The organism is Mesorhizobium sp. WSM4840, from assembly GCF_055811755.1.
Window position 1 is genome coordinate 40,781 of the sequence record NZ_JBVVQD010000022.1, and the last position, 22,868, is coordinate 63,648.

The window sequence follows — 22,868 nt, forward strand, 5'->3', positions numbered from 1 at the left end:
TTCCTCAGGCGAAGCGGAGTGCAGACCTGGCTTTCGCCTTGGCCGCCACCTCTTCGCGATTGCGCGGATGCTGTGTCGTCTCGAGGCTGTCTAGCAATTCGCACGCCGACACGGCTATGGCCTCGACGGCGTGGTCGAACGCATGCTGGTTGTGTTTCGACGGCCGCGTCGTTCCGCTCAGCTTGCGGACAAACTGGAGTGCGGCATCGCGGACCTCGTCATTGGTTGCCGGCGGATCGAAATTGAACAGGGTCTTGATGTTTCTGCACATCGTTCGCAATCTCCTCTCATCCTGGAGCCGTTTTCAAACGGGATGAATTTTATCCTCAATCATGATCAAGTCCAAAAGCCGCAAGGCGAAATTGTCGTTCGAGATCATGCATTACTCCGCGTCCAGCGGCTCTGTCCCCACAGGCTTGCCGTCGCGCGAAAGCCTGATCTTTTCGACCTTGTCCTCGGCCGCCTTGAGCAGCCGATCGCAATGGACCTTCAGTGCCTCGCCGCGCTCATAGATGCGGATCGACTGGTCGAGCGGCACGTCGCCGCGTTCCAGATCATCGACGATTTTCTCCAGCGCGTCGAGCGCCTGCTCGAAGCTCATTGCCTTGACGTCTTCGTTGATCTCACCAGCCATCGTCTATCCTTTCATCAGTCGCCCGACATGGGCGGCGACTGAAAATGCCAATCCCTGCAGATCGTAGCCGCCCTCGAGCAGGCTGACGAGCCGGTTGTCGCTGTGGCGACCGGCGCGCTGCATCAGCTGGCCGGTTGCCCAGTCGAAATCGTCCTCGGTCAAGTTGATCTCGGCCAGCGGATCGCGGTGATGCGCGTCGAAGCCGGCGGAAATTATGATGAGGTCGGGCGCGAAATTGTCGAGCGCCGGCAAGATGCGCGACAGGAAAGCGTCGCGGAAAACCTCGCTGCCGGTCTGCGGCGCCAGCGGCGCGTTGACGATATTGCCGGCGCCGGTTTCGCTCACGGCTCCGGTTCCGGGATAAAGCGGCATCTGGTGCGTCGAGCAATAGAGCACCGACGGATCGTCCCAGAAAATATCCTGCGTGCCATTGCCGTGATGCACGTCCCAGTCGACGATGGCAACGCGCTCGGCCTGGTGCTGCCTTTGCGCGTAGCGCGCCGCGATCGCCGCGGTGTTGAACAGGCAGAAGCCCATGGACGTCGTCTTTTCGGCGTGGTGGCCGGGCGGGCGGGCGGCGACAAAGACATTGGCGACGTTGCCCCGAAAGACATCGTCGACGGCGGCGTTGGCAGCGCCGATCGCCGTCACGGCCGCCTGCCAGCTTTTCGGGCTGGCGGTGGTGTCGGCGTCGACGCGAGCGATACCGGTGTCCGGTATCGTAGCGCGGACCCGTTCGACGAATTCCTGCGGATGAGCGTAGAGAATGGTGGCCTCGTCGCCTTCCGGCGCCTCGGCACGATCAAGGGCGGCAAAGGCCTCGTCGTCGAGCACACGTTCGATGGCGCGCAGACGGTCCGGCCGCTCCGGATGACCGGGCGGCGTTATGTGCTCGAGAAAGACCGGGTGGGTATAAAGCCTTGTGACCATGCCCCCGATATAGGCGCGTCCGGCAGCTTTGACCATGTTTTTGGCACGGCCAAAGGCAGACGTTCAACAGGGTTTAGATGCTGGGTGCCGGTTGGGTCCGGCGCGAGCCACCGACCGAGGCTCGGCCAGCCGCCGGGCCCAGTCGGTGTCGGGCACCTAGCCTTCGATGGTCTTGAACAAAGTCAGGCCAGCGATTTGTCAATCTCAGCCGGTGCTTGCGGACTGTCAATCCTGCGGCCTTGCTTGAGCAATCCCTCCAGAAGCACGTTGAAGGCCTTCACCGCCTTTTTCGACGTCGCTTCGGGATTGTCCGAATTTGCGATCCACTGCGCGGCATGCAGCGAGGCGCCGCTGACCAGCCTTGCTGCGGCTTCGGGATCAACCGCAACGATGGTTCCCTCGTCCCTCAGCTTCTGAAGGTTCTCGCTCATCGAGCGGATGCATTCATTCTGGCTCGGCCATTGCGAAGGATCGCCGAGCACCGCCGGTCCATCGCGAAGGACGATACGCTGGATCTCCGGCTCCAGCGCCATCTCGATATAGGCGGTACATTCGTCGACAAAGCCCTGCCAGAGAGTGTCCGCCCTGGCCGAAACGATCTTCAGCCGGGCCAACATTTCCCCGTCGATCTCGGCGATGACCGCCTGGAGAAGGCCCTTCTTATCGCCGAAGTGATGATAAAGCGCGCCACGCGTCAGCCCGGCCGATGCGGTGAAGTCGTCCATCGACGCCTCCGCATAGCCGACAGTGCCAAAGGCATGGCGCGCCGCCGCGACCAGTTTGGCGCGGGTCTCCGCGATCATCTCCTTGCGTGGTTTGTGCCCCATTCGCTCATTCCTTCACATACGCCTCGTATATTAATTGACATACGCGTCGTATGTCATTATCTGATTTGCATACGCCACGTATATAAGTGGCTCGGCCTCAAAAATCCAGGAGTGTTCTCATGCCCAATCCCTATCGCGAAATCTTCAAGGCAAGGGGAGCAAAGGGCTTCGCCGCAGCCGGCTTCGTTGCCAGGATGCCGATGGCCATGGCTCCGATCGGGATCGTCGCGATGCTGTCGCAAACGCACGGTGAGTACTGGCTGGCCGGCGCCGTCTCCGCGACATATGCGCTGGCCAATGCTTTTGTCGCGCCGCAGATATCGCGGCTGGTGGACCGCCTCGGCCAGTCGCGGATTGTGGTGCCCACCACCGTCATTTCCGCGCTCGCTTTCGTAGTGCTGATTGCGGCGGCCAATCAGGACTGGCCGATATGGACACTGTTCGTGTCAGCGCTGCTGGCCGCCGCAATGCCCAGCATCCCCGCAATGGTGCGCGCGCGCTGGACAGAGCTCTTCCGGGATCGCCCCGAAATGAACACCGCGTTCGCTTTCGAGTCGGCGGCCGACGAGTTGGTCTACATCGCCGGGGCATCGCTATCGGTGGGCCTGAGCGTCGCCCTTTTCCCGGAAGCGGGAATGTTGGCGAGCACATTGTTCCTCGCGTTCGGCTCGACAGCCTTCATCCTGCAGCGCTCGACCGAGCCGCGAGTGCGACCGGTGGAAATTGGTTCGCGCGGTTCGGCAATCCGCCTGCGGCCGGTCCAAATCATCACCTTGGCCCTGATCTTCATCGGCGCGACCTTCGCAACCACGGAGGTGAGCACCGTGGCGATCACCAAGGAACTCGGCCAGCCGGGCGCCGCCAGCCTCGTCATCGGCGTCTATGCCCTCGGATCGTTCGTCGTCGGCATCATCATCGGCGCCCTGAACCTGAAAACACCGCTGCAAATTCAGCTTGCCATCGCGGTCGCTATCATCGCGCTCACCACGCTGCCGCTGCTCGTCGCAGAAACGGTACCTCTTCTGGCACTGGCCGTGTTCGTTAGCGGCGTGGCGATCTCGCCGACCTTCATCACGGCATTCGGCCTGATCGAGCGGCGCGTGCCGGAGGCCGTGCTGACCGAGGGCGTCACTTGGGTCATGACCGGCATAGGCATCGGCATGGCGCTCGGCTCCTTCGCCGCCGGATGGGTGGTGGACGCCTTCGGCGCACAGAGCGGGTTCCTGGTGTCGGTGGCGGCGGGCGCAATCGCGCTGGTCATAGTGCTCGCCGGCCAGCGCAGCCTTGCCACGGCGCATACGGTGTCGCAATCCGACGCAGCCGCGGTTCCTGCCGAATAGGCTCCTATGCGTCCGGTCCCAAGCGGGGCCGGACGCATGCCGGCGATCCGCTAGACCAGCCCTAGAGAATCTCGGTCTTGGCGATATGGATGCCGAAGCCTTCCAACCCGACATAGTGGCGTTCGCGCGAGGCGATCAGGTTGATCGAGGAAATGCCAAGATCCTTCAAGATTTGCGCGCCAAGACCGATCTCGCGCCATTCGCTTTCGCGGCGGCGCGCCTCTTCATGGTCCTCGCGATCGCCGGCAGCCGGCCGGTTGCGCTCCTGATGGGCGACGCCGACGGAGCCTTCGCGCAGATAGACGATGACGCCGCGCCGGCGCTCGCCCATCGATTTCATGATGGCGTCCAGCCTGTGGCTGGTGCCGAAGACGTCCGTCACAACATCCTCTGAATGCAGCCGCACCGGCACCTCCTCGCCGTCGCGGATGTCGCCGAAGACGATCGCCACATGGTGCATCGAGTCCCAGGGCAGCGTGTAGGTGAAGACCTGCGCCTTGCCGCCAGGCGTGTCGATGTCCGAACAGGCGACACGCTCGACCAAGGTTTCCTTGCGCTGGCGGTAGGCGATGAGGTCGGCGACCGAAATCTGCTTCAAACCGTTCTTTTCGGCGAAGGCCTGTACCTGCGGGCCGCGCATCACAGTGCCGTCATCATTGACCAGCTCGGAAATAACACCGACCGGCGGCAGGCCGGCAAGCTTGCAGAGGTCGACTGCGGCTTCGGTATGGCCCGAGCGCATCAGCACGCCGCCTTCGCGCGCAATCAGCGGAAAGATGTGGCCGGGGCGGACGAAATCGGACGCCCCGACATTGCCGTTGGCAAGGTTGCGCACGGTCAATGTGCGGTCGTCGGCCGAGATGCCCGTCGTCGTGCCGTGCTTGAAATCGACGCTGACGGTGAAGGCGGTGGTGTGGGCCGAGTCATTGTCGGCGACCATCGGCGAAAGATTCAGCCGCTTGGCTTCCTCGCGCGGCATCGGCGTACAGACGATGCCGGAGGTGTTGCGGACGATGAACGCCATCTTTTCCGGCGTGCAATGGACGGCGGCGACGATCAGATCGCCCTCGTTCTCGCGCCCGTCATCGTCCATGACGACGACGATTTCGCCGCGTTCGAATGCGCGCAGGGCTTCGACGATCTTCTTCTGGTCGTAAGGCATAAGGTGCTCGCTTTGCTCGCGGGAGTAGGGCAGTAGGGCAGTAGGGGAAAGAAGAAAGTTTGTCACCTCGGCAGGTCGCGTAACATACTCCCCTACTGCCCTACTGCCCTACTGCCCTACTGCCTACTCCCCTACTCCCCTACTGCCTTCCCCGTCTGTCCCCGATGACGTAGATAGTGATCGGCGATCGCGCAGGCAACCATCGCCTCGCCGATCGGCACGGCGCGGATGCCGACGCACGGGTCATGCCGGCCCTTGGTCATGATCTCGACGTCGTTGCCGTCCTTGTCAATCGACTTTCGCGGGGTCAGGATCGATGAGGTCGGCTTGACAGCGAAGCGCGCGACGATCGCCTGGCCGGTCGAGATGCCGCCGAGGATGCCGCCCGCATTATTGGAGAGGAAGACCGGCTTGCCGTCATTGCCCATGCGCATCTCGTCGGCATTCTCTTCGCCGGTGATGCGGGCGGCCTCGAAGCCGTTACCGATCTCGACACCCTTTACGGCATTGATCGACATCAGGCCTGAGGCAATGTCCTGGTCGAGCTTGGCATAGATCGGCGCGCCGAGGCCTGTCGGAACGCCGTCGGCGACGATCTCGATCACCGCGCCGATCGAGGAACCAGCCTTGCGGATGCCGTCAAGATACGCGGTGAAGACGGCGATCGATGCCGGGTCGGGCGTGAAGAACGGATTTTCGGCGTCGCCAACGAAATTCCAGTTCCAGTTGGCGCGGTCGATCGATTTCTCGCCCATCGATACCAGCGCACCGCGCACGATCATGCCGGGCACGACCTTGCGGGCCAAGGCTCCGGCCGCCACCCGCGCCGCCGTCTCGCGGGCCGAAGAGCGGCCGCCACCGCGATAGTCGCGCAGGCCGTATTTGGCATCGTAGGTGTAATCGGCATGACCAGGCCGGTACTGGCGGGCGATCTCGCCATAGTCCTTGGAGCGCTGGTCGACATTCTCGATCAGCATCGACACCGGCGTGCCGGTGGTGATCATCGTCTCGCCGTCCTCATCCAGAATGAAGCCGGACAGGATCTTGACCTCGTCGGGTTCGCGACGCTGCGTCACAAAACGCGATTGACCCGGGCGGCGCTTGTCGAGGTCGGCTTGGATCTCAGCGCGCGTGAAGCGGATGCCGGGCGGACAGCCGTCGACCACGCAGCCGAGCGCTGCGCCATGGCTTTCGCCCCAGGTGGTGACGCGGAAAAGGTGGCCAAACGTATTGTGAGACATGAAACCAGCCCTGCCGGCATCGGAGCCGGCTTAGCACATGACCCGAAAATCGGAGCGATTTTTGGGGTCATGCGCAAAATCAAAGTGCTACAGCGTCCTGCGCCCGTCCAACAGGGACGCGCGCCGCTGCAGTCTGCGTTCTATTGGCGTTTTCCGCAGTGGTCAAACTGTGATCTGGCGGATTTAGTTTTGACACATTCGGTTGGTTTCTGCTTCCCTCGATCCGTCTGTTGAACACCCGCCGCCGCCGTGCCGGCGCAATGATAAGAGGACGATGATGCGTATCCTGATCGGCGCCGTTGCCGCGACTTTGCTGATTTCCACCGCCGCCTTCGCCGGCCAAACCGAAGGCCTGATCAAAGAGGTCGATAAGGACACGTTGACGCTGACACTCGACGACGGCAAATCCTACAAGCTGAACGCCGAAACCGATCTCGAAGCGCTGAAACCCGGCATGGATATCGTGATCGCCTACGACGAGACAAACGGCGAGAATGTCATCACCGACATGCAATTGCCGGACAGCGATTCAACCGAATAGAGTCATTCAGTTTGGGCGGTGCTGGCTATTCTCGCGAGCAACGATACCAGTTCCGGCTGGCGGTGGGTCTCGGTTTTGGCGAAGACGGCTTTCAGCTGATTCCTGGCGGTTTCGTAAGTGACTCCCAACTCATCCGCGACGGCCTTCAACTCTGCGCCCGATGAAACCCGGCGAGCCAGTCTCGCCTCGGCAGGGGTCAGCCCGAAGCAAGTCCGCAAGGCAACCTCCGACGGCTGAGGATAAATGTCCGGATCGATAAAGCAGACAACTAACTGACAGGATGCAAAGACGTTCGTGGTAATTCTTGGCAGGCGCGTGGGATAAGCTAGCAGAGGCCTGCCTCCGAGGCGGGGCAGCGGGACGGGGTCCACCATTGCTGGCGGGGTCGGATTTCGCAGCAGCCCGCGAAATGCGCCTAAGGGCATCAGTGGCGTTCTTGTCGGCACAAGCCAGATGGCGGCCGGTCACCCAAAGGTCTCGACCGAACAGGCTCTCTGCAGGTTCGTTCACCAGGATCACGGCGGCGTTCCGGTCAAGCATCTGCAGGCGTGCCGCTTGCGCTGAATGCACCCATCGCTCCTTCGGCACGCGCGAAGCTCAGCATTCTCGCGAGCGCGACCGCGGAACCCAACTGTCTGGAGAAGTCGGCAAGGCTCTGAATCTCGGATGGCGAAAAAGGGCCTTGCTGGATCGACCTCTGGATCGACAGGCACCAGAGGCATCGCCTGCCGCAACCTTCACACCCGCAAACCACCGCAGGCCGAATGGCGCGAGAAATTCCTGATAGTAGGGATGCCTGGCGATTTCCTCGGGTGTCAGGACGTCAAGCTCGCTGACGGCCCCTCTCCGAACCAACAGAGGCAACAGGTTGTACCGGTCGTCCCGGTCGATCCAGCCATCCTTGACGTATGTCTCGAGCGACGGACCCATTCGGCGACTTTTCGGTATGCCGGGGAGATGCCCTTTCGCGTCGAACAGCATTGCGCCAAAGCTTCCAGTAGCGTCCGCAGCCACATCCATTGCAGCATCCCAAAGCGCCGGGTCGGCCGCCGCTTCGGCTATCGCATTGCCCACTGCATTAAGATCGAAAGCTGCGCCCATCTCCGTCCCGCAGCCGAGAAGCAATCCGAGCTTACATTAGCGAACTCGAAACTTCCAGCCGTCCGCGGCCGAGGGAGCCTGACGAGTAGGGCTAGTACACTTGGTCTGACCCAGTTGGGGCATGCGCAAGATTTGAATTTCTATAAAACAGCCTTCGGGAACCGGCGAGGTCACGGGGTCAAAAGACGAACGACGCATTCTTGCGCGTTCAGTTGTCTCGGCGCGAGCGTAAAGCGGGCCGTAAACGTCTTTTGTGAATGGGGGGATCGGTGGCTAAAATTGCAACGCACGGCGCACGCACCGTCCAAATCAATGGCGACATCGCCCCTACCAACGGAACTCTCCACGCTCTTACGGCGACCCCCGCAGTCGCACCGAAACACCGGGGCGCCCTCATGCCTACCCTCATCATCTGCACAAGCTGCCTTATTCCAGCTGCATCCGTCCGCGCGCAGAAGGCCGACACTGCGGTTGACGTGTGCCTCGTCCTGGCCGCTGATATCTCGGCCAGCATCGCCAATGACACAGCCCATATGCAGCGTGAGGGTCACGCCCAGGCGTTGAGCCACCCTGACATCGTGTCCGCCATAGCCCTGACCCGCACTGGGCGGATCGCCGTGACCTACGTCGAATGGTCCAGCCATCATACCGCCCACACCATATTGCCTTGGCGCATCATAGAAAATGCGCGCGGCGCGCGAGAGGCAGCTGACGTTATTCGAGATATGGGCCACCGTACCGGTCAAGACCGCCTCGGCCTCACTAGCCTCAGCTGGGCCATTTCCTACGCGTCCCAGAGCCTGGCCCAGTGCCCCGCCACACCCGACCGCGCGGTTATCGACATCTCAGCGAATGGACCCAACAATGATGGTCCTGCCCCAGAGACTGCGCGGGACCACGCCTTGGCCATGGGCCACATCATCAATGCGCTTGCCATCCCCGCGCCGGTGCTACCACCTAAGGACTTAGCCCTCAGCCTCGACCCATACGAAGGAGCGTGGCAGCACCCAACCGATTATCTCTACACCCACGTTACCGGCGGTCCCAACAGTTTCGCGACCACAGCTCGCACATTGGAGGATTATTTTCCTGTCCTCCGCCGCAAAATCGTCACGGAGATTGCCGGTTTGTCCGACAATCCGCTTGAGCATGTGCAGGAAGTGGAGCTTGCCTGGCGGCCTTGATTCGAAAAGATAGCAGAGCAGGACCGCATCCGCCTGGGAGAGGCCGTACGGGGACCGGCCGCCAACCTCCGCCCGCTTCTCTACGTCGTCCCGACTTGGCATCAATTTCTGAATCAATGTCTGAGAAGGGCTGAACTCGCGTGCTTCAGAGCCACTCCAGGCGCCGGCCCTCCAGCCTGAGCAAGCGATCCTGCGGCACATCCAGGTTTGCGGCTTCCGCCTCGGGCATTCCCAGCACCATGCGAAACAGGGCGCGCACGACGCCGCCATGGGTCACGCAGACCGTCGGGCGGTCCAGCGCGTCGAACCACGGCTTTACCCGCTCGAGCAGCATTTGATAGCTTTCAGCGCCCTCGCCGGGCGGCAGGAAATTCCATTTGTCGAGGCGCCTCTCCCTGCCCGAGCCCAGATGCCGGGCCTCGAGTTCGGGAAAGGTGAAACCCTGCCAATCGCCGAAACTCATTTCGACAAGGCGGGGATCGGTGCGGTAGGCCCGCGGATCGAGCCTCATTGCAGCGCGAATGCGCTCCATGGTCTGGCGCGTCCGCCGCATCGGACTGGCGACAAAGTCGAAATCCTCGGGGTTATGAACGAATTCGGCGAGCCGATGGCCGTTGCGGGTCGCCTGCTCGCAGCCAAGCGGGTTGAGATCGGTGTCGGCCTGTCCTTGCAGCCGGGACTCGGCGTTCCACACCGTCTGGCCATGGCGCGCGATGTAGACGAGCGGATACATCAGGTCATCCGGAGAGCGGTCGAGAGCAGGCTGGAGGCGGGAGATTTCGAGGGGTTATTCCTTGACGGTCGAAATATCAGGCGCATCGACCGCCTTCATGCCGACGACATGGTAACCGGAATCGACATGGTGGATCTCGCCGGTGACGCCGCGTGAAAGACTGGACAGGAAATAGACGGCTGAATCGCCGACTTCCTCTTGCGTTACCGTCTGCTTCAGCGGTGAATTGTATTCGTTCCACTTCAATATATAGCGAAAATCGCCGATGCCGGAGGCGGCCAGCGTCTTGATCGGGCCGGCGGAGATGGCGTTGACGCGAATTTTCTTGGCGCCGAGGTCGACGGCCAGGTAGCGCACGCTGGCTTCGAGCGCCGCCTTGGCGACACCCATTACGTTGTAATGCGGCATCACTTTTTCCGCACCGTAATAGGTCAGCGTCAGCAGCGAACCGCCATCGGTCATCAGCGCCTCGGCGCGCTTGGCGATGGTGGTGAAGGAAAACACCGAAATGTCCATTGTGCGCAAGAAATTGTCGCGCGTCGTCTCGACATAGCGGCCTGTCAGTTCGTCCTTGTCGGAAAAGGCGATGGCGTGGACGAGGAAATCGAGCTTGCCCCAATGCTTGGCGATGTCGTCGAAGACCGCATCGAGCGTTGCCGGATCGGTCACATCGCAATGACCGACGACACGGGCGTTGAGTTCAGCCGCCAGCGGCTCGACGCGTTTCTTGAACGCCTCGCCCTGGTAGGTCAGCGCAATCTCGGCGCCGTTGTCGACGCAGGCCTTGGCTATGCCATAGGCGATCGACCGATTGTTCGCGACGCCCAGGACAAGCCCGCGCTTGCCGGCCATAATGCCTTGTCCACCCGTCATGTGAGCGCTCTCCGCAAGATCTTCTGCTTTGTGGAGTGGCTATCGCACAGGCACAGAGCCCCTTCAAGCGCTCAACACGGACAGTTCAGGGGACAAAAGCATCGCTCTACAGCGCCGCGCGTCCTTTTGGACGCGCAAAACTAGCGCTTTCGGTTGCGCATCAGCGCTTCGAGATCGCTGTCGCCACCTTCAGGCAGCATCAACCGCACGTGCGCGTAGAGATCACCGTGACCGCCAACTTTTTCCGGCAGGCCCCTGCCCTTCAGCCGCAGGACCTTGTCCGAGCTCGACCAGGCGGGAACATTTACCGCAAGCCTGCCGGTCGGCGTTTCGACCGCCACCTTAGCACCCAGCACCGCATCCGCCAGTGCAACCAGCAGGTCGGCGTGGAGGTCGCGGCCTTCGACACGATAGCGCGGGTGCCGCCGGAAGCGGATCTTGACCAGCGCGTCGCCCGGCTGCCCCGGCCCTTGCTCGCCCTGGCCTTTCAGCCGGATCGTCTGGCCGTCCTCGACATAGGCTGGCAGTTTGACAGCGACCTTGCGCCCGTCGGGGAACATCGCCGTTACCTTTTCCGCAGTCGCCGCTTCCTCGATGGTGACGTCGAGCGTCACGTTCAGGTCGGCGCCGGACGGCGCCTGCCGGCCGGCGCCCGTCCCGGCACCGCGAGAGAAGGTCTCGCCGAAAATCTGGCTGAAGATGTCGCTGTTGCCGTCGAACGGATCGCCGCCCGGACGGCCTGAGCGAAACTCGAAGCGCGAGCCGCCCGGTCCTTGCTGCCGACGAAAGCCGGCGAACGGATCGGCGCCGCCGGCGGCACCCTCGAAGCCTTGAAAACGCGGCTTGCCCTCGGCGTCAATCTCGCCGCGATCGAAAGCCGCACGGTTCTTCTCGTCGCCGACGATCTCGTAAGCCTGGTTGGCTGCGGCAAACCGCTCCTTCGCCTTGGGATCCGGATTCTGGTCCGGATGATACTCCTTGGCGAGTTTGCGGTACGCCGATTTTATATCCTTGGCCGATGCGTTCTTGGCAACGCCCAGCACCTCATAGGGGTCGCGCATGCTTCCTGCCCTGGAGAAGAAGTGAGTCCACGATTGCCACCTATATGCGCTCGCATAGGAAGAAATTCCAGTGGCGCGCGGTCATATGATGGCGGAAAATCAGAGCGCTTTGAAGTCCTGCATCCGCCACGCGCCGGCGCCGGCCAGGCACACCTCGCCCTTGAACAGGGCGACGCCGTCGAAGCTTTCGCGCGACGCGGTGAAGCGGCGGCAAAGCTGACCGTTGTCCCTAGACTCCGCCAGTTCGATGATCGAGCCCCGCGAACCGGTATCGGAATTCGCCCAGGGAACGACCTGCCCGCCAAGCTCCTGAATATCGGCGGAAGACACCGCGTTGCGGATCGTCGCCTGGTCCGAGGCGCGATCCTGATCGATCGGTGAGGCAACAGCAGGCGTGCTGCTGGTCAGGATCGAACGGTCGACCTCCGCCTGCTCCAAACTGAAGCCGCCGGCACCGCAGGCGGCAAGCGGCAAGGCGACCAGCACGATCGCGGCGGCCTTGACCGCAGCCTGGGCGCTGGCCGAAGCAATAAGGCTCCATTGCCTGCTGTCAAAAGGTTGCGCGATGCGCGACAATCGGCAATCTCCCCGGCCGGCAATAGAATTTGGAAAAACTATGAGCGAAACTGAGTTAACAAGCGGTGACTTTACCGAGGCTGCCGAGCCATTCCGCCTCTTTGCCGCATGGCTCGACGACGCGACGAAGAGTGAGATCAACGATCCCAACAGCGTAGCGCTGGCGACCGTCGATGCCGAGGGCATGCCGAATGTGCGGATGGTGCTGCTCAAGGGGTTCGATGAAAGCGGATTTGTGTTCTATACGAATTTCGAGAGCGCCAAAGGCCGCGAGATTCTTGGCAGCATGAAGGCGGCGATGTGCTTTCACTGGAAATCGCTGCGCCGGCAGGTGCGCGCGCGCGGGCCGGTGGAGATCGTTACCGAGGCGGAAGCAGACGCCTATTACGCGACGCGTCCGCGCGGCAGCCGAATCGGCGCTTGGGCCTCGAAACAATCGCGGCCTCTGGAGAGCCGCTTCGCACTGGAAAAAGCCGTCGCCGAATACACGGCGCGCCACGCGGTCGGCGAGATCCCACGGCCGAAACACTGGTCGGGCTTTCGTATCGTGCCGCAGACGATCGAGTTCTGGCACGACCGGCCTTTCCGGCTGCACGACCGCGTCGTCTTTTCCCGCAACGCCAAGGGCGGCTGGGACAAGACAAGGCTTTACCCCTAATTACCAGCTCTCTTCCTGGTCATGAAGGCCATCAAGGCCGCGCGGGCCTCGTCGGATTTGAGCCGCTCGCGGAAATGCTCGCTTTCCTGGCCGATGCGGGCAACGAGCTCTTCACGCGAGCCGCGCATCAGGTCACGCGCGATCTTCAGCGCTTGCGGCGGCTTGGCCGCGATCTGCCCGGCGGCGGCAAGCACGGCGGATTCGAGCTCGTTCTCCTCGACCACCGCGTAGATCAGTCCGGCCGCTTTCGCCCGCTCGGCCGAAAAGCCTTCGCCGAGGCCAAGCAGCGCGAAGGCGCCTTGCCGGCCGAGAATCTGCGGCGCAAGCAGGCTCGACCCCGCCTCGGGGACCAGTCCGAGATCGACGAAAGGCGTGCAGAACATCGTGCGCGGTGTGGCGAAGGTCAGGTCGCAGTGCAGGTTGAGCGTGGTGCCGATGCCGACCGCGATGCCGTCGACGCCGGAAACCATGGGCTTTTCCGCCCTGGCCAGCGCCATCAGGAAATCCCAAACCTCGGCGCCGCCCTCGCCGCCGGTGGCGACGACCATGAAATCGGCAAGATCGTTGCCGGACGAGAAAGCGCCGGAAACACCGAGGAAGACGTGAACACGGATCACCGGATCCGCGTCGCCCTCGGCAAGGGTTTTGGACATTTTCGCATACATGGCGCGCGTCAAGGCGTTCTTCTTGTCCGGACGGTTCATGCGGATGATCTGGATGGCGCCCTGGCGCTCGACGAGGATATGGTCTGTCACGGGTGGTGGTCCTTTGTGAGACGCCGGGCTTTTGTAAAACGTCGACCTTGTGGATGTCAGGCAGAAATCAGTGTCTTGCCGGCAGCGGCAAGGCTTTCGGCGCCGCCGATGACCCGCTCCTTCAGCGCGCCCGCCTCGCCGAGCAGGTTTTCGGCGAAGAAACGGCAAAGGGCGACGCGGCTTTGGTCGGCAAGCGCACCGCGTGCCAGATAGGCGCCGCCCGCCGCAAGCGAGATCAGCCGCAGATACGGCGTCGCACCGGCCAGCCCCTCGTCCGAACGCCCGTCGGCAAGCTGCCCTTGCAGGAAACGCGTCGCCTGGCCGAGGTCGTCGAGCGCCTGGTCGAGACTATCGGCGGTGCGGCCAAAACCCTGAAGATTTGAGGTCCGCACTTGATTGGCGACCGCTTTCAGTTCGGCGATGTAACCATGCACATGCTCGCCACCGCCAAGCGGCAGCTTGCGCACCACCAGGTCGATCGCCTGGATACCGTTGGTGCCTTCGTAGATCGGCGCGATGCGCGCGTCACGATAAAGTGCTGCCGCACCGGTCTCCTCGATGAAACCCATGCCACCATGCACCTGCAACCCGAGCGAGGCGACCTCAACGCCGACATCGGTGGAAAAGGCCTTGGCCAGCGGCGTCAACAGATTGGCACGTTCCTGCCAATGGGTGGCTTCATCGCCGACAGATACGCGCGCGTGGTCAATGGCATGCGCACAGGAATAGCTGATGGCGCGCGCAATCTGGGTCAGCGCCTTCATGGTCAGGAGATTGCGCTGCACGTCCGGGTGATGGACGATCGGCGCCATGCCATTGCCGTCATGGCTTGCAGCCTTGCCTTGCCGGCGGTCATTGGCGTAGGCGAGCGCCTTCTGCGTGGCCGTTTCGGCAACCGCCACGCCCTGCATGCCGACGGCGAGCCGCGCATTGTTCATCATGGTGAACATGCAGGCGAGGCCCTTGTTTTCCTCGCCGATCAGCCACCCGATCGCGCCGGGGGTGGTCCCTTCGAAACCGTCGCCATAGATCATGGTGCAGGTCGGCGAGGCGTGGATGCCCAATTTGTGCTCCAGCCCTGAGCAGAAGACGTCGTTGCGTGCGCCCAGCGCGCCGTCGTCGCCGACAAGGAATTTCGGCACCAGGAACAGCGAAAGGCCACGCGTACCGGCCGGCGCGTCAGGCAGCCGCGCCAGCACCAGATGGATGATGTTGTCGGTGAAATCGTGCTCGCCATAGGTGATGAAAATCTTCTGGCCGAAGATGCGGTAGGTGCCGTCGCCGGCCGGCTCGGCGCGGGCGCGCAAAGCGTTCAGATCCGAGCCCGCCTGCGGCTCGGTCAAGTTCATCGTGCCCATCCAGTCGCCGGAGACGAGCTTTTCCAAGTATTTGGCCTTCAGCGCCTGTGAGGCGTGCTTGTCGAGTGCTTCGACCGCGCCCATGGTGAGCGTCGGGCCGATGCCAAAGGCCATGGCGGCGGAGTTCCACATTTCGAGCGCGGCGACGCCCAGCATGGTCGGCAGCGCCTGGCCGCCGAATTCCTCCGGTGCGGACAGCGCGTTCCAACCGCCGTCGATCCAGCGGCGATAGAGCGCCTTCCAGCCGGGCGGCATGGTGACGGCAGCGCCGCTCAGCACCGCGCCTTGTTCATCGCCGATCTTGTAGAGCGGCGCGACCTCTTCTGTGGCGAAGCGGCCGGCTTCCGCCAGAATGGCGTCGACGAGGTCTTCGCCAAGCTCGCCAAAGGTGCCGGCGTCGAGCGCCGGCTTCAGGCCGGCCACATGCTTCAGCGTGAAGGCGATCTCCTCGACCGGTGCCCGATACATGCCGCTCGCTCCTCCTCTGTCCGGCAGGGAAACTTAATATCCGTGCGGACACAAAACCATTCGCTTTTGGGTCGCCTCTCCCGCCTTCTTTTTACGTAAACGTCAAATTTTGTCACGCGGATTTTGCAATTGGAGCTGTTCACGCTAAAATCGGCAAAAAGCCGGACAAGTCGACCGGCGACAGATTCAAGAATACTGGATCGGACCGCCCGTGCTCGCCAGACCTGACGCCTTTCGCTGCATCGAATGCGGCCTGCCCTATCGAGCGGCAGGTTTTTGGCACCATCGGGGCAAGATCGAGGACGGCGCCGCCTATTGGTCGGATCGCGGCATTCTGTGTTCGCCGCAATGCTCGCTGGCCCATCACCGCAAGCGCCAGGCTGAGGGAACGCTGCCGCAAGCGCCGGCGCCCGACCCGTTCCAGCCGCTCTCCCCCCGTTGATGGCCAGTAAAGCCACCACCGGCAGAATTGCGGCATTCGCCGCGGGCCGCCGAAAGTATTTCCTTAACCATGGCGGTTCAGGATCAGGTTTTGGCCAGCAAGGATCTGCTGTTTGAAGCCGCCGGCGCACCCTCTTCGCCGCCTAGGACTCCTCGTCGTCGCGACCGCGATGACAATGGTGTTGGGGCCGACACAAGCCTCGGATTTCTCCGCGCCGTGGAAGGATGCCGACCGGGCGCTGGTGATCGACGCCTACGAATACAATCCCATTGATTGGGCTGAACTTGCGACCGACAAGCGGATCGTCGGCTTCATCAACAAGGCGTCCGACGGGATGCCGCCAGTCTATTTCTGTTTCGGCGACGAGACCGAGACGCGGCTCTGCAAGACGCTGTGGAAGCGCCATGCGGTGGCACAGGAACTGTTCCAGACGCGCAAGGTAGTGGCCAAGGCGCTCGGCCTGAAATGGGGCGCCTATCATCTCGCCCGCCCCGGCAACCCTGTGGGACAGGCCAATAATTTCATCAATTTCGCGAAACCTGGTCCGGAAGACCTGCTTGCCCTCGACATCGAGGATGACGACCCCACGAAATGGATGTCGCTCGAGGATGCAGAGGAGTTCGTGCGCCATGTGCATCGGCGACTGGGCCGCTTTCCGGTGCTCTACACCAACGGCAAGACCGCCAGGCACATCGCCGACAATAAGTACAAATACCGGCTCCTGTCGCGGCTGCCGCTCTGGTATGCGCGCTACAAGCCGGACATCGGCGTGCATTTTCCGATGGGCAACTGGCAAGGCTACGCACTCTGGCAGTTTTCGGCAAAAGCCAATTGCGGACGGTTCCGCTGTCCTTACCGGGTGGCCGGCACGCCCAACGATATCGACGTCAATGTCGCACCGATGGATGCCGCCACATTGCGCGCGCAATGGCCCTTCGGCGGCCTGATCGATGCGCAGCCGGATTACCTCGCCTCGATACCGGTGCCTCTCTCGCGCGAGGCCGGCCTTGCGGGCAATGCCATCACCTACGCCACCGTGGTGGCATCACCGACCTTCTCCGAAATGATCGCCATGTTCAGCGCCCGCTGGGCCAAGTTCCGCAGCAGCTTTCAAATGCCTGCTGTGAAGACGTTGCTGCGCCTTCCGCGAGGGATTGCCGAATATGTGGCCTGGACGCGGAAAGAAAAGCCTTCCGCATCAGCCGTTGAAGCCGCGCCCGCCGCCAGCGATCCGGTCAGCACCGCATCAACCGAGTTCGACCGTGGCCTGCGCTAAAAGCTGAAAGCCGTTCGGCGTCAGCGCGCCTGCTCGCGCGCGACGGCCTGCCAGCCGATGTCGCGGCGGCAGAAGCCTTGCGGCCAATCGATCCGGTCGAGCGCCGCATAGGCTCGTCTCTGCGCCTCGCCGACTGTGCCGCCGACGGCCGTGACGTCGAGCACACGGCCGCCATTGGCGACCAGCGCGCCGCTGTTGATGGCGGTGCCGGCATGAAAGATCTCGACAGCATCGCCCGCGGCCTCTTCGACGCCGCGGATCATCGAGCCCTTTTCCGGCGTGCCGGGGTAACCCCTTGCCGCCATCACCACGGTGAGCGCCGCCTCGTCGCGCCAGCGCACTGAGGTATGCGCAAGCTGGCCGTCGGCAGAAGCGTTGAGCAGGACCAGGAGGTCGTCCTTCAGCCGCATCATCAGCACCTGGCATTCCGGGTCGCCGAAACGGGTGTTGTATTCGATCAGCTTCGGCCCCTCGCCTGATATCATCAGCCCGGCAAACAGCACGCCGGAAAACGGCGCGCCAAGTTCGGCCATGCCGCGCATGGTCGGCTCGACGATCTCGCGCATGGTGCGCTCGATCATCTCCGGCGTCATCACCGGGGCCGGCGAATAGGCGCCCATGCCGCCGGTGTTCGGGCCGATGTCGCCGTCGCCGACGCGCTTGTGGTCCTGTGCGGTGCCGAACGGCAGCGCGGTGGCGCCGTCGCACAGGCAAAAGAAACTCGCCTCCTCGCCGGTGAGAAACTCCTCGACCACGACCTCGGCGCCGGCCTGTCCGAAGGATCCGTCGAAACAGGCATCGAGTGCTGCCAGCGCATCGGCCAAATTCATGGCGACGGTGACGCCCTTGCCGGCGGCGAGGCCGTCGGCCTTGATGACGATCGGCGCGCCCATCTTTTCGACATAGGCCCTGGCCGACGCAAGGTCGCCGAAACGGCCATAGGCGGCGGTCGGGATGTCGTATTTCGCGCAAAGATCCTTGGTGAAACCCTTCGAGCCTTCCAGCCGCGCCGCCGCCTTGGACGGGCCGAAGACGCGAATGTTTTCAGCGCGGAGGTCGTCTGCAATGCCGGCGACCAGCGGCCCTTCCGGCCCGACCACGACGAGGTCGATCTTTTTCTCCGCGCAGAACCGGGCCACCGCCGCATGATCGGCAATGTCCAACGTCACCAGTTCGGCTTCTTGGCCGATGCCTGGGTTGCCCGGCGCCGCGTAAAGCTTCGTCAGCAGCGGCGAGGCCGCGATCTTCCAGGCCAGCGCATGTTCGCGGCCGCCGGAGCCGATCAACAAAACACGCATGCCCAGATTCCTTGCCATTCCACGATCAGGACTGCGCTATTGCGCCCCGGACGATGGGTCAAGACATTTGGATGATTTGGGACCAATTGCGCACGGGAACGTCGGACATCAACGGGAAAGGCTGTTTCGCCGCCTACGATATTTTACGGCATGACCATTTGGCTTGATGCTTGACGGCGTTCGCCTCTGCTGCCACTTCAGCACGATGGAACCCATCCAATCGAAAGCTGCCCAGGGCCGCGTCGCCGATGCGCCGAGCGGCCACTGGGTCTACCGCATTCTGCCGCGCTGGCTGTGGCCCTATGCGCAGCTTGCCCGGTGGGACCGGCCGATCGGTTGGCAGTTGCTATTGTGGCCGTGCTGGTGGTCGGCAGCCCTTGCCGCGAGTGCCTATCCACGCCCTACTGATCCACTGCTCTCGCTGCTGCCGGCGCCATGGTATCTCGTGCTGTTCCTGATCGGCGCCATCGCCATGCGCGGCGCCGGCTGCACCTACAACGATCTGGTCGACCAGGACATCGACAACCAGGTGGAACGCACGCGCTCGCGGCCGCTGCCGGCGGGAAAGGTCACGCGCCGGCAGGCCTGGGCGTTTCTCGTTATCCAGGCATTGATTGGACTCGCTGTGCTTCTGCAGTTCAACAGCTTTGCCATCCTACTCGGCATCTGCTCGCTCGCCGTCGTCGCCATCTACCCATTCATGAAGCGATTCACCAACTGGCCGCAACTGGTTCTCGGCCTTGCCTTTTCCTGGGGTGCGCTGATGGGATGGGCGGTCGAATTCGGCGATCTCGATGGCCCGCCCGTCATGCTCTATATCGGCTCGATCCTGTGGGTGATCGGTTACGACACGATCTATGCGCATCAGGACAAGGAGGACGACGCCATCGTCGGCGTGCGTTCGACCGCACGCCTGTTCGGCGACAACACCAAGACCTGGCTCGTTGGGCTTTATGGCGGGGCGCTGGTCTGCTTCGCCATCGCCTTCGCCTCGGCGCAGGCGCCGGTGCCGGCGCTGGCCGGGCTGATCGCCGCCGGCGCCCATATGGCGCAGCAGATAGCAAGGCTGGACATCGACGATCCGGACCAGTGCATGCTTCTGTTCAGATCGAACAACCAGGTCGGCTGGCTGATCTTCCTTGGCCTGATCGGCGGTGGGCTGTGGGTGGCGTTGAAGCCGCTGGTGTAGTTATTCCCGCGAGATAATTTCCTGGCCGCCAATCACCAGCCTGAGGCCGAGATCGCCGGCCCTGCGACGGGCGAGGAAGCGCGGACGACGCGTGGTCGAAACCCGACCCTTGCGGCGGTTCTGCGCCGGCAATGTCTTGATGGCGGCGCCAAGCGATTCCTCCAGCGTGCGGGCGATGCCGTCCGATTCGATCAGAAGCATCGGCAGGCGGTAGGCAGCGGCCCAGGCGCGCCAGTCGGCGGCGACATCCTCGAGATCGTCGGCCACCAGCAGCGGCACCGACAGCATCGGATCATTGTGCAGAAGCTCCAGCGTCACCGTGACATTGCCATCCGGATCCTCCATCGCGCGGGCGGCCACGCCACGAAACGCGTTGGCAGGCAGAGCAATGAACGCTGGCACGCCGCTCATCTCCAGCATGCGGCGAATGACGGCGCCACGGTGGTCGATGGTGAACGTAACGTCGCCGTAATCGTCGCGCGTGGCGTAGCTCACCACCTGCGGCAGGCGGAATGGGTCGAGGCGCATGTTGCGCCCGGCCCAGACTGGCTTCAGTCCAGTGTTCATATTGTGCCTTTCCTGTCTCTCCTGAGAGCCGGTCTTCCGGTTCTCCGGGCCGGTTTTTCCAGCCTCGTTATGGGGAAACGTTAGCGCGGGCTTCTTATCGCAGCGCTTAAGAAAGTCGGTTAAATTTTGCTGATCTCAAGGGGATGGTTATCGGAATGCGACCATTCACAAGACATCGAAAGGATCAGATAACCTTACCGGGATTCATGATGCCGGCCGGGTCGAAGGCCGTCTTCACCCTACGCATCAATTCGATCGCCATCGGCGGCGCCGTCGCGATCAATTCATCGCGCTTCAGCTGGCCAATGCCGTGCTCGGCCGAAATCGAGCCGTGGAAGCTGCGCACGACATCATGCACGGCCTTGTTCATGGCGTGATAGAGCTCGAGAAACGCTTCGTCATCGCCGCCGATCGGCCGGGAGATATTGTAGTGGAGATTGCCGTCGCCCATGTGGCCGAAACAGACCTCGCGCGCGCCCGGGCTGACCGATTGCACGGCGCCGGCCGCTTTTTCGATGAATTGCGGGATGGCCGCCACCGGCACCGAGATGTCGTGCTTGATCGAGGCGCCTTCGGGCTTCTGCGCCTCGGGCAGCACCTCGCGGAAATTCCAGAAGGCATCGCCCTGCGTGATGCTCGCCGCAATCACCGCATCACCGGCGATCTCCTGTTCGAGGCCGGCTGAGAGCACCTCTTCGATCAGGGCCCTCGCATCCTCCGCCGAGCGGCCCGAAGAGATCTGCATCAGCACATACCACGGCCAGTCCCCGGACAGCGGCCGCACGACGCCTGGCGCGTGCAGAAGCGTAAAGTCGTAGGGCCTCTGGCCGATCAGTTCGAACGCGGTGAGCGCGGCACCGGCGCGATCCATCGCCAGGCTGAACAGAGACAGTGCCGCCTCAGGTGACGACAGGCCGGCAAAGGCCACCTCGCGCCCCTTGGGCTTGGGGAAAAGCTTGAGCACGGCGGCGGTGATGATGCCGAGCGTGCCCTCCGCGCCGACAAACAGGTTCTTCAGATCGTAGCCGGTGTTGTCCTTCTTCAGCTTGCGCAGATCATCGAAGACCTCGCCAGTCGGCAGCACCACTTCGACGCCGAGACAGAGCTCACGCGCATTGCCATAGGCAAGCACACCGGTACCGCCGGCGTTGGAAGAGAGATTGCCGCCGATCTGGCAGGAGCCTTGCGCAGCAAGCGACAGCGGAAACAGCCGGTCGGCGGCATCGGCCGCTTCCTGCAGCGTCTGCAGGATGACGCCGGCCTCGACGGTGACCGTGTTGGACAGGATGTCGATCTCGCGGATGCGGTTCAGCCGCGACAGCGACAGCACGATCTCGCGGCCGGACATATCCGGCACCTGCGCGCCGACCAGCCCGGTGTTGCCGCTTTGCGGCACCACCGGCGTTCCCGTCTCGGTCGCCAGCCGCATAATGCGGCTGACCTCGTCGACGCTGCCGGGCCTCAGCACCAGCGCCGTTCGGCCATGCCACAGGCCGCGCCTTTCGGTGAGGTAGGGCGCGATGTCCTGCCGGTCGCGAAGCGCATATTTGTCGCCGACGATGGCCGCAAAGCGGTCGATGATGGCGGGGTCGATATCCCGGGATATGTCGTTCATAGCTGGAAACTATGGCCCTGCGTCGATCTTGTCACGAGGGGCGGCGGCGCGCGAAAGCCGGTCGTTGATCGCCTCGCCCAGCCCGTCGAGGGGGATCGGCTCGACGGCGATTGTCTTGGCGCCGCTGCGATCGAGATCCTGCATATGGGCAAAGAGGTTGGCCGCGGCCTCGCGCAGATCGCCGGTCTCCGACAGGTTGCGCAAGGCGGCAGCGCCTTGCCAGCCTTCGGCACGGCGGGGCCCGAACGCCAGCAAGGCTTCGCCCATTGCGACTTTTGCGGCGTTGACCCGCACCGCAGCACCAGGCGCGTAATGCGAGGCGAGCATGCCCGGCGCCTCGATGCCCGCCGCACCGCGCGACAGCTTCACGCCGGCGGCCGCTTCGATCTCCCCGGCGGCAATGCCTCCCGGTCGCAGCAGCCGCAGCTTTCCCCCCTCGATCTTCACGATTGTCGATTCGAGCCCGACCGACGTCGCGCCGCCATCGACCACCAGCTTGATTTTTGCACCAAGATCCGCCGCCACGGCCTCGGCCGTCGTTGCACTGATCTTGCCTGAGGAATTGGCGCTGGGCGCGGCAAGCGGGCGTCCGAGCCTGGCGATCAGTTCGCCGCCAAAGCCCTTCGGCATGCGCAGCGCAATCGTATCGAGCCCGGCGGTGACCAGCGGATGAATGCCGTTGCCGGGCCGCTGCGGCAGCACCAGCGTCAGCGGTCCCGGCCAGAATGACTGCGCCAGTCTTTTCGACAGCGGATCGAACAGCGCGAGGCGCTCGGCCATCGCCAGATCGGCGACATGGGCGATCAGCGGGTTGAAGCGCGGCCGGCCCTTGACCTCGAAGATGCGCGCCACGCCAACGCCATTGGTGGCGTCGGCGGCCAGCCCGTAGACGGTTTCCGTCGGAATGGCGACGACATCGCCGACTTCGAGCAGCGCCAGCGCCCGCTCCATCGCCTCGCCGGCGGCAAGTATCTCAGCCACTCTCATCACCTTACAGATGCGGGACCTCACAGGTGTGGGTGCGTAATACGGTGACGTT

General features: G+C 63.1%; 24 protein-coding genes. 7 read left to right on the forward strand and 17 right to left on the reverse strand.

Translation table 11 applies throughout. From position 1 onward, the window contains the following. Nucleotides 1-4: 4 nt before the first annotated feature. From AC0L3I_RS25510 to AC0L3I_RS25525, 4 genes are all read right to left on the reverse strand, one after another. Nucleotides 5-271, reverse strand: coding sequence for a DUF2277 domain-containing protein (locus AC0L3I_RS25510; protein ID WP_473528665.1), 267 nt, complete (start codon nucleotides 269-271; stop codon nucleotides 5-7). Between the two features lie 111 nt (nucleotides 272-382). After that, complete coding sequence (locus AC0L3I_RS25515) at nucleotides 383-634, reverse strand: exodeoxyribonuclease VII small subunit (protein ID WP_352965601.1); 252 nt, start codon at nucleotides 632-634, stop codon at nucleotides 383-385. Nucleotides 635-637: 3 nt separating this feature from the next. Further along, on the reverse strand, nucleotides 638-1,564 hold the full coding sequence (locus AC0L3I_RS25520; RefSeq protein WP_473528705.1) for a histone deacetylase family protein: 927 nt from the start codon (nucleotides 1,562-1,564) through the stop codon (nucleotides 638-640). A 182-nt stretch (nucleotides 1,565-1,746) separates the two neighbouring features. Next, complete coding sequence (locus AC0L3I_RS25525; RefSeq protein WP_473528666.1) at nucleotides 1,747-2,391, reverse strand: TetR/AcrR family transcriptional regulator; 645 nt, start codon at nucleotides 2,389-2,391, stop codon at nucleotides 1,747-1,749. 119 nt (nucleotides 2,392-2,510) lie between these two features. Here AC0L3I_RS25525 and AC0L3I_RS25530 point away from each other — a divergent pair, with 119 nt between their 5' ends. Continuing rightward, nucleotides 2,511-3,731: an MFS transporter gene (locus AC0L3I_RS25530; RefSeq protein ID WP_473487638.1), complete on the forward strand. Its 1,221-nt coding sequence runs from the start codon at nucleotides 2,511-2,513 to the stop codon at nucleotides 3,729-3,731. Nucleotides 3,732-3,792: 61 nt separating this feature from the next. Here AC0L3I_RS25530 and ribB read toward each other — a convergent pair whose 3' ends face one another. After that, complete coding sequence (gene ribB, locus AC0L3I_RS25535) at nucleotides 3,793-4,893, reverse strand: 3,4-dihydroxy-2-butanone-4-phosphate synthase (protein WP_473487639.1); 1,101 nt, start codon at nucleotides 4,891-4,893, stop codon at nucleotides 3,793-3,795. Between the two features lie 131 nt (nucleotides 4,894-5,024). Continuing rightward, nucleotides 5,025-6,134 (reverse strand): chorismate synthase, encoded by a 1,110-nt coding sequence (aroC, locus tag AC0L3I_RS25540; protein WP_473528667.1) that lies wholly within the window; start codon nucleotides 6,132-6,134, stop codon nucleotides 5,025-5,027. A gap of 277 nt (nucleotides 6,135-6,411) precedes the next feature. Here aroC and AC0L3I_RS25545 point away from each other — a divergent pair, with 277 nt between their 5' ends. Then, on the forward strand, nucleotides 6,412-6,675 hold the full coding sequence (locus AC0L3I_RS25545) for a DUF1344 domain-containing protein (protein WP_128242504.1): 264 nt from the start codon (nucleotides 6,412-6,414) through the stop codon (nucleotides 6,673-6,675). Between the two features lie 597 nt (nucleotides 6,676-7,272). Here AC0L3I_RS25545 and AC0L3I_RS25550 read toward each other — a convergent pair. Further along, nucleotides 7,273-7,776, reverse strand: a complete 504-nt coding sequence (locus tag AC0L3I_RS25550) for a hypothetical protein (RefSeq protein ID WP_473528668.1) — start codon at nucleotides 7,774-7,776, stop codon at nucleotides 7,273-7,275. 395 nt (nucleotides 7,777-8,171) lie between these two features. On the opposite strand from AC0L3I_RS25550, the gene AC0L3I_RS25555 reads away from it, so the two are divergent. Then, complete coding sequence (locus tag AC0L3I_RS25555) at nucleotides 8,172-8,960, forward strand: DUF1194 domain-containing protein (protein ID WP_473528669.1); 789 nt, start codon at nucleotides 8,172-8,174, stop codon at nucleotides 8,958-8,960. A 145-nt stretch (nucleotides 8,961-9,105) separates the two neighbouring features. On the opposite strand, the gene AC0L3I_RS25560 is transcribed toward AC0L3I_RS25555, so the two are convergent. The 4 genes from AC0L3I_RS25560 to AC0L3I_RS25575 all read right to left on the reverse strand — a co-directional run bounded on the left by AC0L3I_RS25560 (nucleotide 9,106) and on the right by AC0L3I_RS25575 (nucleotide 12,203). Then, on the reverse strand, nucleotides 9,106-9,693 hold the full coding sequence (locus AC0L3I_RS25560) for a histidine phosphatase family protein (protein WP_473528670.1): 588 nt from the start codon (nucleotides 9,691-9,693) through the stop codon (nucleotides 9,106-9,108). Nucleotides 9,694-9,747: 54 nt separating this feature from the next. Beyond that, nucleotides 9,748-10,566 carry an enoyl-ACP reductase FabI gene (fabI, locus tag AC0L3I_RS25565; RefSeq protein ID WP_473528671.1) on the reverse strand — a complete coding sequence of 273 codons (819 nt, stop codon included), beginning with the start codon at nucleotides 10,564-10,566 and terminating at the stop codon, nucleotides 9,748-9,750. A 140-nt stretch (nucleotides 10,567-10,706) separates the two neighbouring features. Next, a complete protein-coding gene (locus tag AC0L3I_RS25570; RefSeq protein ID WP_473528672.1) occupies nucleotides 10,707-11,627 on the reverse strand; it encodes a DnaJ C-terminal domain-containing protein in 921 nt (306 codons plus the stop codon). A 99-nt stretch (nucleotides 11,628-11,726) separates the two neighbouring features. After that, the gene (locus AC0L3I_RS25575) at nucleotides 11,727-12,203 is read right to left on the reverse strand and encodes an RT0821/Lpp0805 family surface protein (protein WP_473487647.1); all 477 of its coding nucleotides are present in this window, start codon (nucleotides 12,201-12,203) and stop codon (nucleotides 11,727-11,729) included. Nucleotides 12,204-12,243: 40 nt separating this feature from the next. Here AC0L3I_RS25575 and pdxH point away from each other — a divergent pair, with 40 nt between their 5' ends. Beyond that, nucleotides 12,244-12,861: a pyridoxamine 5'-phosphate oxidase gene (gene pdxH, locus AC0L3I_RS25580; protein WP_292186738.1), complete on the forward strand. Its 618-nt coding sequence runs from the start codon at nucleotides 12,244-12,246 to the stop codon at nucleotides 12,859-12,861. Here the strand turns inward: pdxH and AC0L3I_RS25585 are convergent. Both AC0L3I_RS25585 and AC0L3I_RS25590 read right to left on the reverse strand, forming a co-directional pair. Next, nucleotides 12,858-13,616, reverse strand: coding sequence for a crotonase/enoyl-CoA hydratase family protein (locus AC0L3I_RS25585; RefSeq protein ID WP_473528673.1), 759 nt, complete (start codon nucleotides 13,614-13,616; stop codon nucleotides 12,858-12,860). The two genes, pdxH and AC0L3I_RS25585, sit on opposite strands and share 4 nt — an antisense overlap. A gap of 56 nt (nucleotides 13,617-13,672) precedes the next feature. Then, nucleotides 13,673-15,442 (reverse strand): acyl-CoA dehydrogenase, encoded by a 1,770-nt coding sequence (locus AC0L3I_RS25590; protein ID WP_473528674.1) that lies wholly within the window; start codon nucleotides 15,440-15,442, stop codon nucleotides 13,673-13,675. Between the two features lie 211 nt (nucleotides 15,443-15,653). Between AC0L3I_RS25590 and AC0L3I_RS25595 the strand changes: the two genes are divergently transcribed. Both AC0L3I_RS25595 and AC0L3I_RS25600 read left to right on the forward strand, forming a co-directional pair. Beyond that, nucleotides 15,654-15,884 carry a hypothetical protein gene (locus AC0L3I_RS25595; RefSeq protein WP_473487650.1) on the forward strand — a complete coding sequence of 77 codons (231 nt, stop codon included), beginning with the start codon at nucleotides 15,654-15,656 and terminating at the stop codon, nucleotides 15,882-15,884. A gap of 169 nt (nucleotides 15,885-16,053) precedes the next feature. After that, nucleotides 16,054-17,160: a glycoside hydrolase family 25 protein gene (locus tag AC0L3I_RS25600; RefSeq protein ID WP_123147476.1), complete on the forward strand. Its 1,107-nt coding sequence runs from the start codon at nucleotides 16,054-16,056 to the stop codon at nucleotides 17,158-17,160. A gap of 20 nt (nucleotides 17,161-17,180) precedes the next feature. On the opposite strand, the gene purD is transcribed toward AC0L3I_RS25600, so the two are convergent. Then, nucleotides 17,181-18,458, reverse strand: a complete 1,278-nt coding sequence (purD, locus tag AC0L3I_RS25605; protein WP_473487652.1) for a phosphoribosylamine--glycine ligase — start codon at nucleotides 18,456-18,458, stop codon at nucleotides 17,181-17,183. Between the two features lie 205 nt (nucleotides 18,459-18,663). Here purD and ubiA point away from each other — a divergent pair, with 205 nt between their 5' ends. Then, nucleotides 18,664-19,647 carry a 4-hydroxybenzoate octaprenyltransferase gene (ubiA, locus tag AC0L3I_RS25610; protein WP_473528706.1) on the forward strand — a complete coding sequence of 328 codons (984 nt, stop codon included), beginning with the start codon at nucleotides 18,664-18,666 and terminating at the stop codon, nucleotides 19,645-19,647. Here ubiA and AC0L3I_RS25615 read toward each other — a convergent pair whose 3' ends face one another. The 3 genes from AC0L3I_RS25615 to AC0L3I_RS25625 form a co-directional block, all read right to left on the reverse strand. Further along, nucleotides 19,648-20,214 carry a DUF6101 family protein gene (locus tag AC0L3I_RS25615; protein ID WP_095491092.1) on the reverse strand — a complete coding sequence of 189 codons (567 nt, stop codon included), beginning with the start codon at nucleotides 20,212-20,214 and terminating at the stop codon, nucleotides 19,648-19,650. It lies immediately after the preceding gene. 184 nt (nucleotides 20,215-20,398) lie between these two features. Then, complete coding sequence (locus tag AC0L3I_RS25620) at nucleotides 20,399-21,829, reverse strand: FAD-binding oxidoreductase (RefSeq protein ID WP_473528675.1); 1,431 nt, start codon at nucleotides 21,827-21,829, stop codon at nucleotides 20,399-20,401. Nucleotides 21,830-21,838: 9 nt separating this feature from the next. Further along, nucleotides 21,839-22,810, reverse strand: a complete 972-nt coding sequence (locus AC0L3I_RS25625; protein WP_473528676.1) for an L-threonylcarbamoyladenylate synthase — start codon at nucleotides 22,808-22,810, stop codon at nucleotides 21,839-21,841. Nucleotides 22,811-22,868: the final 58 nt, after the last annotated feature.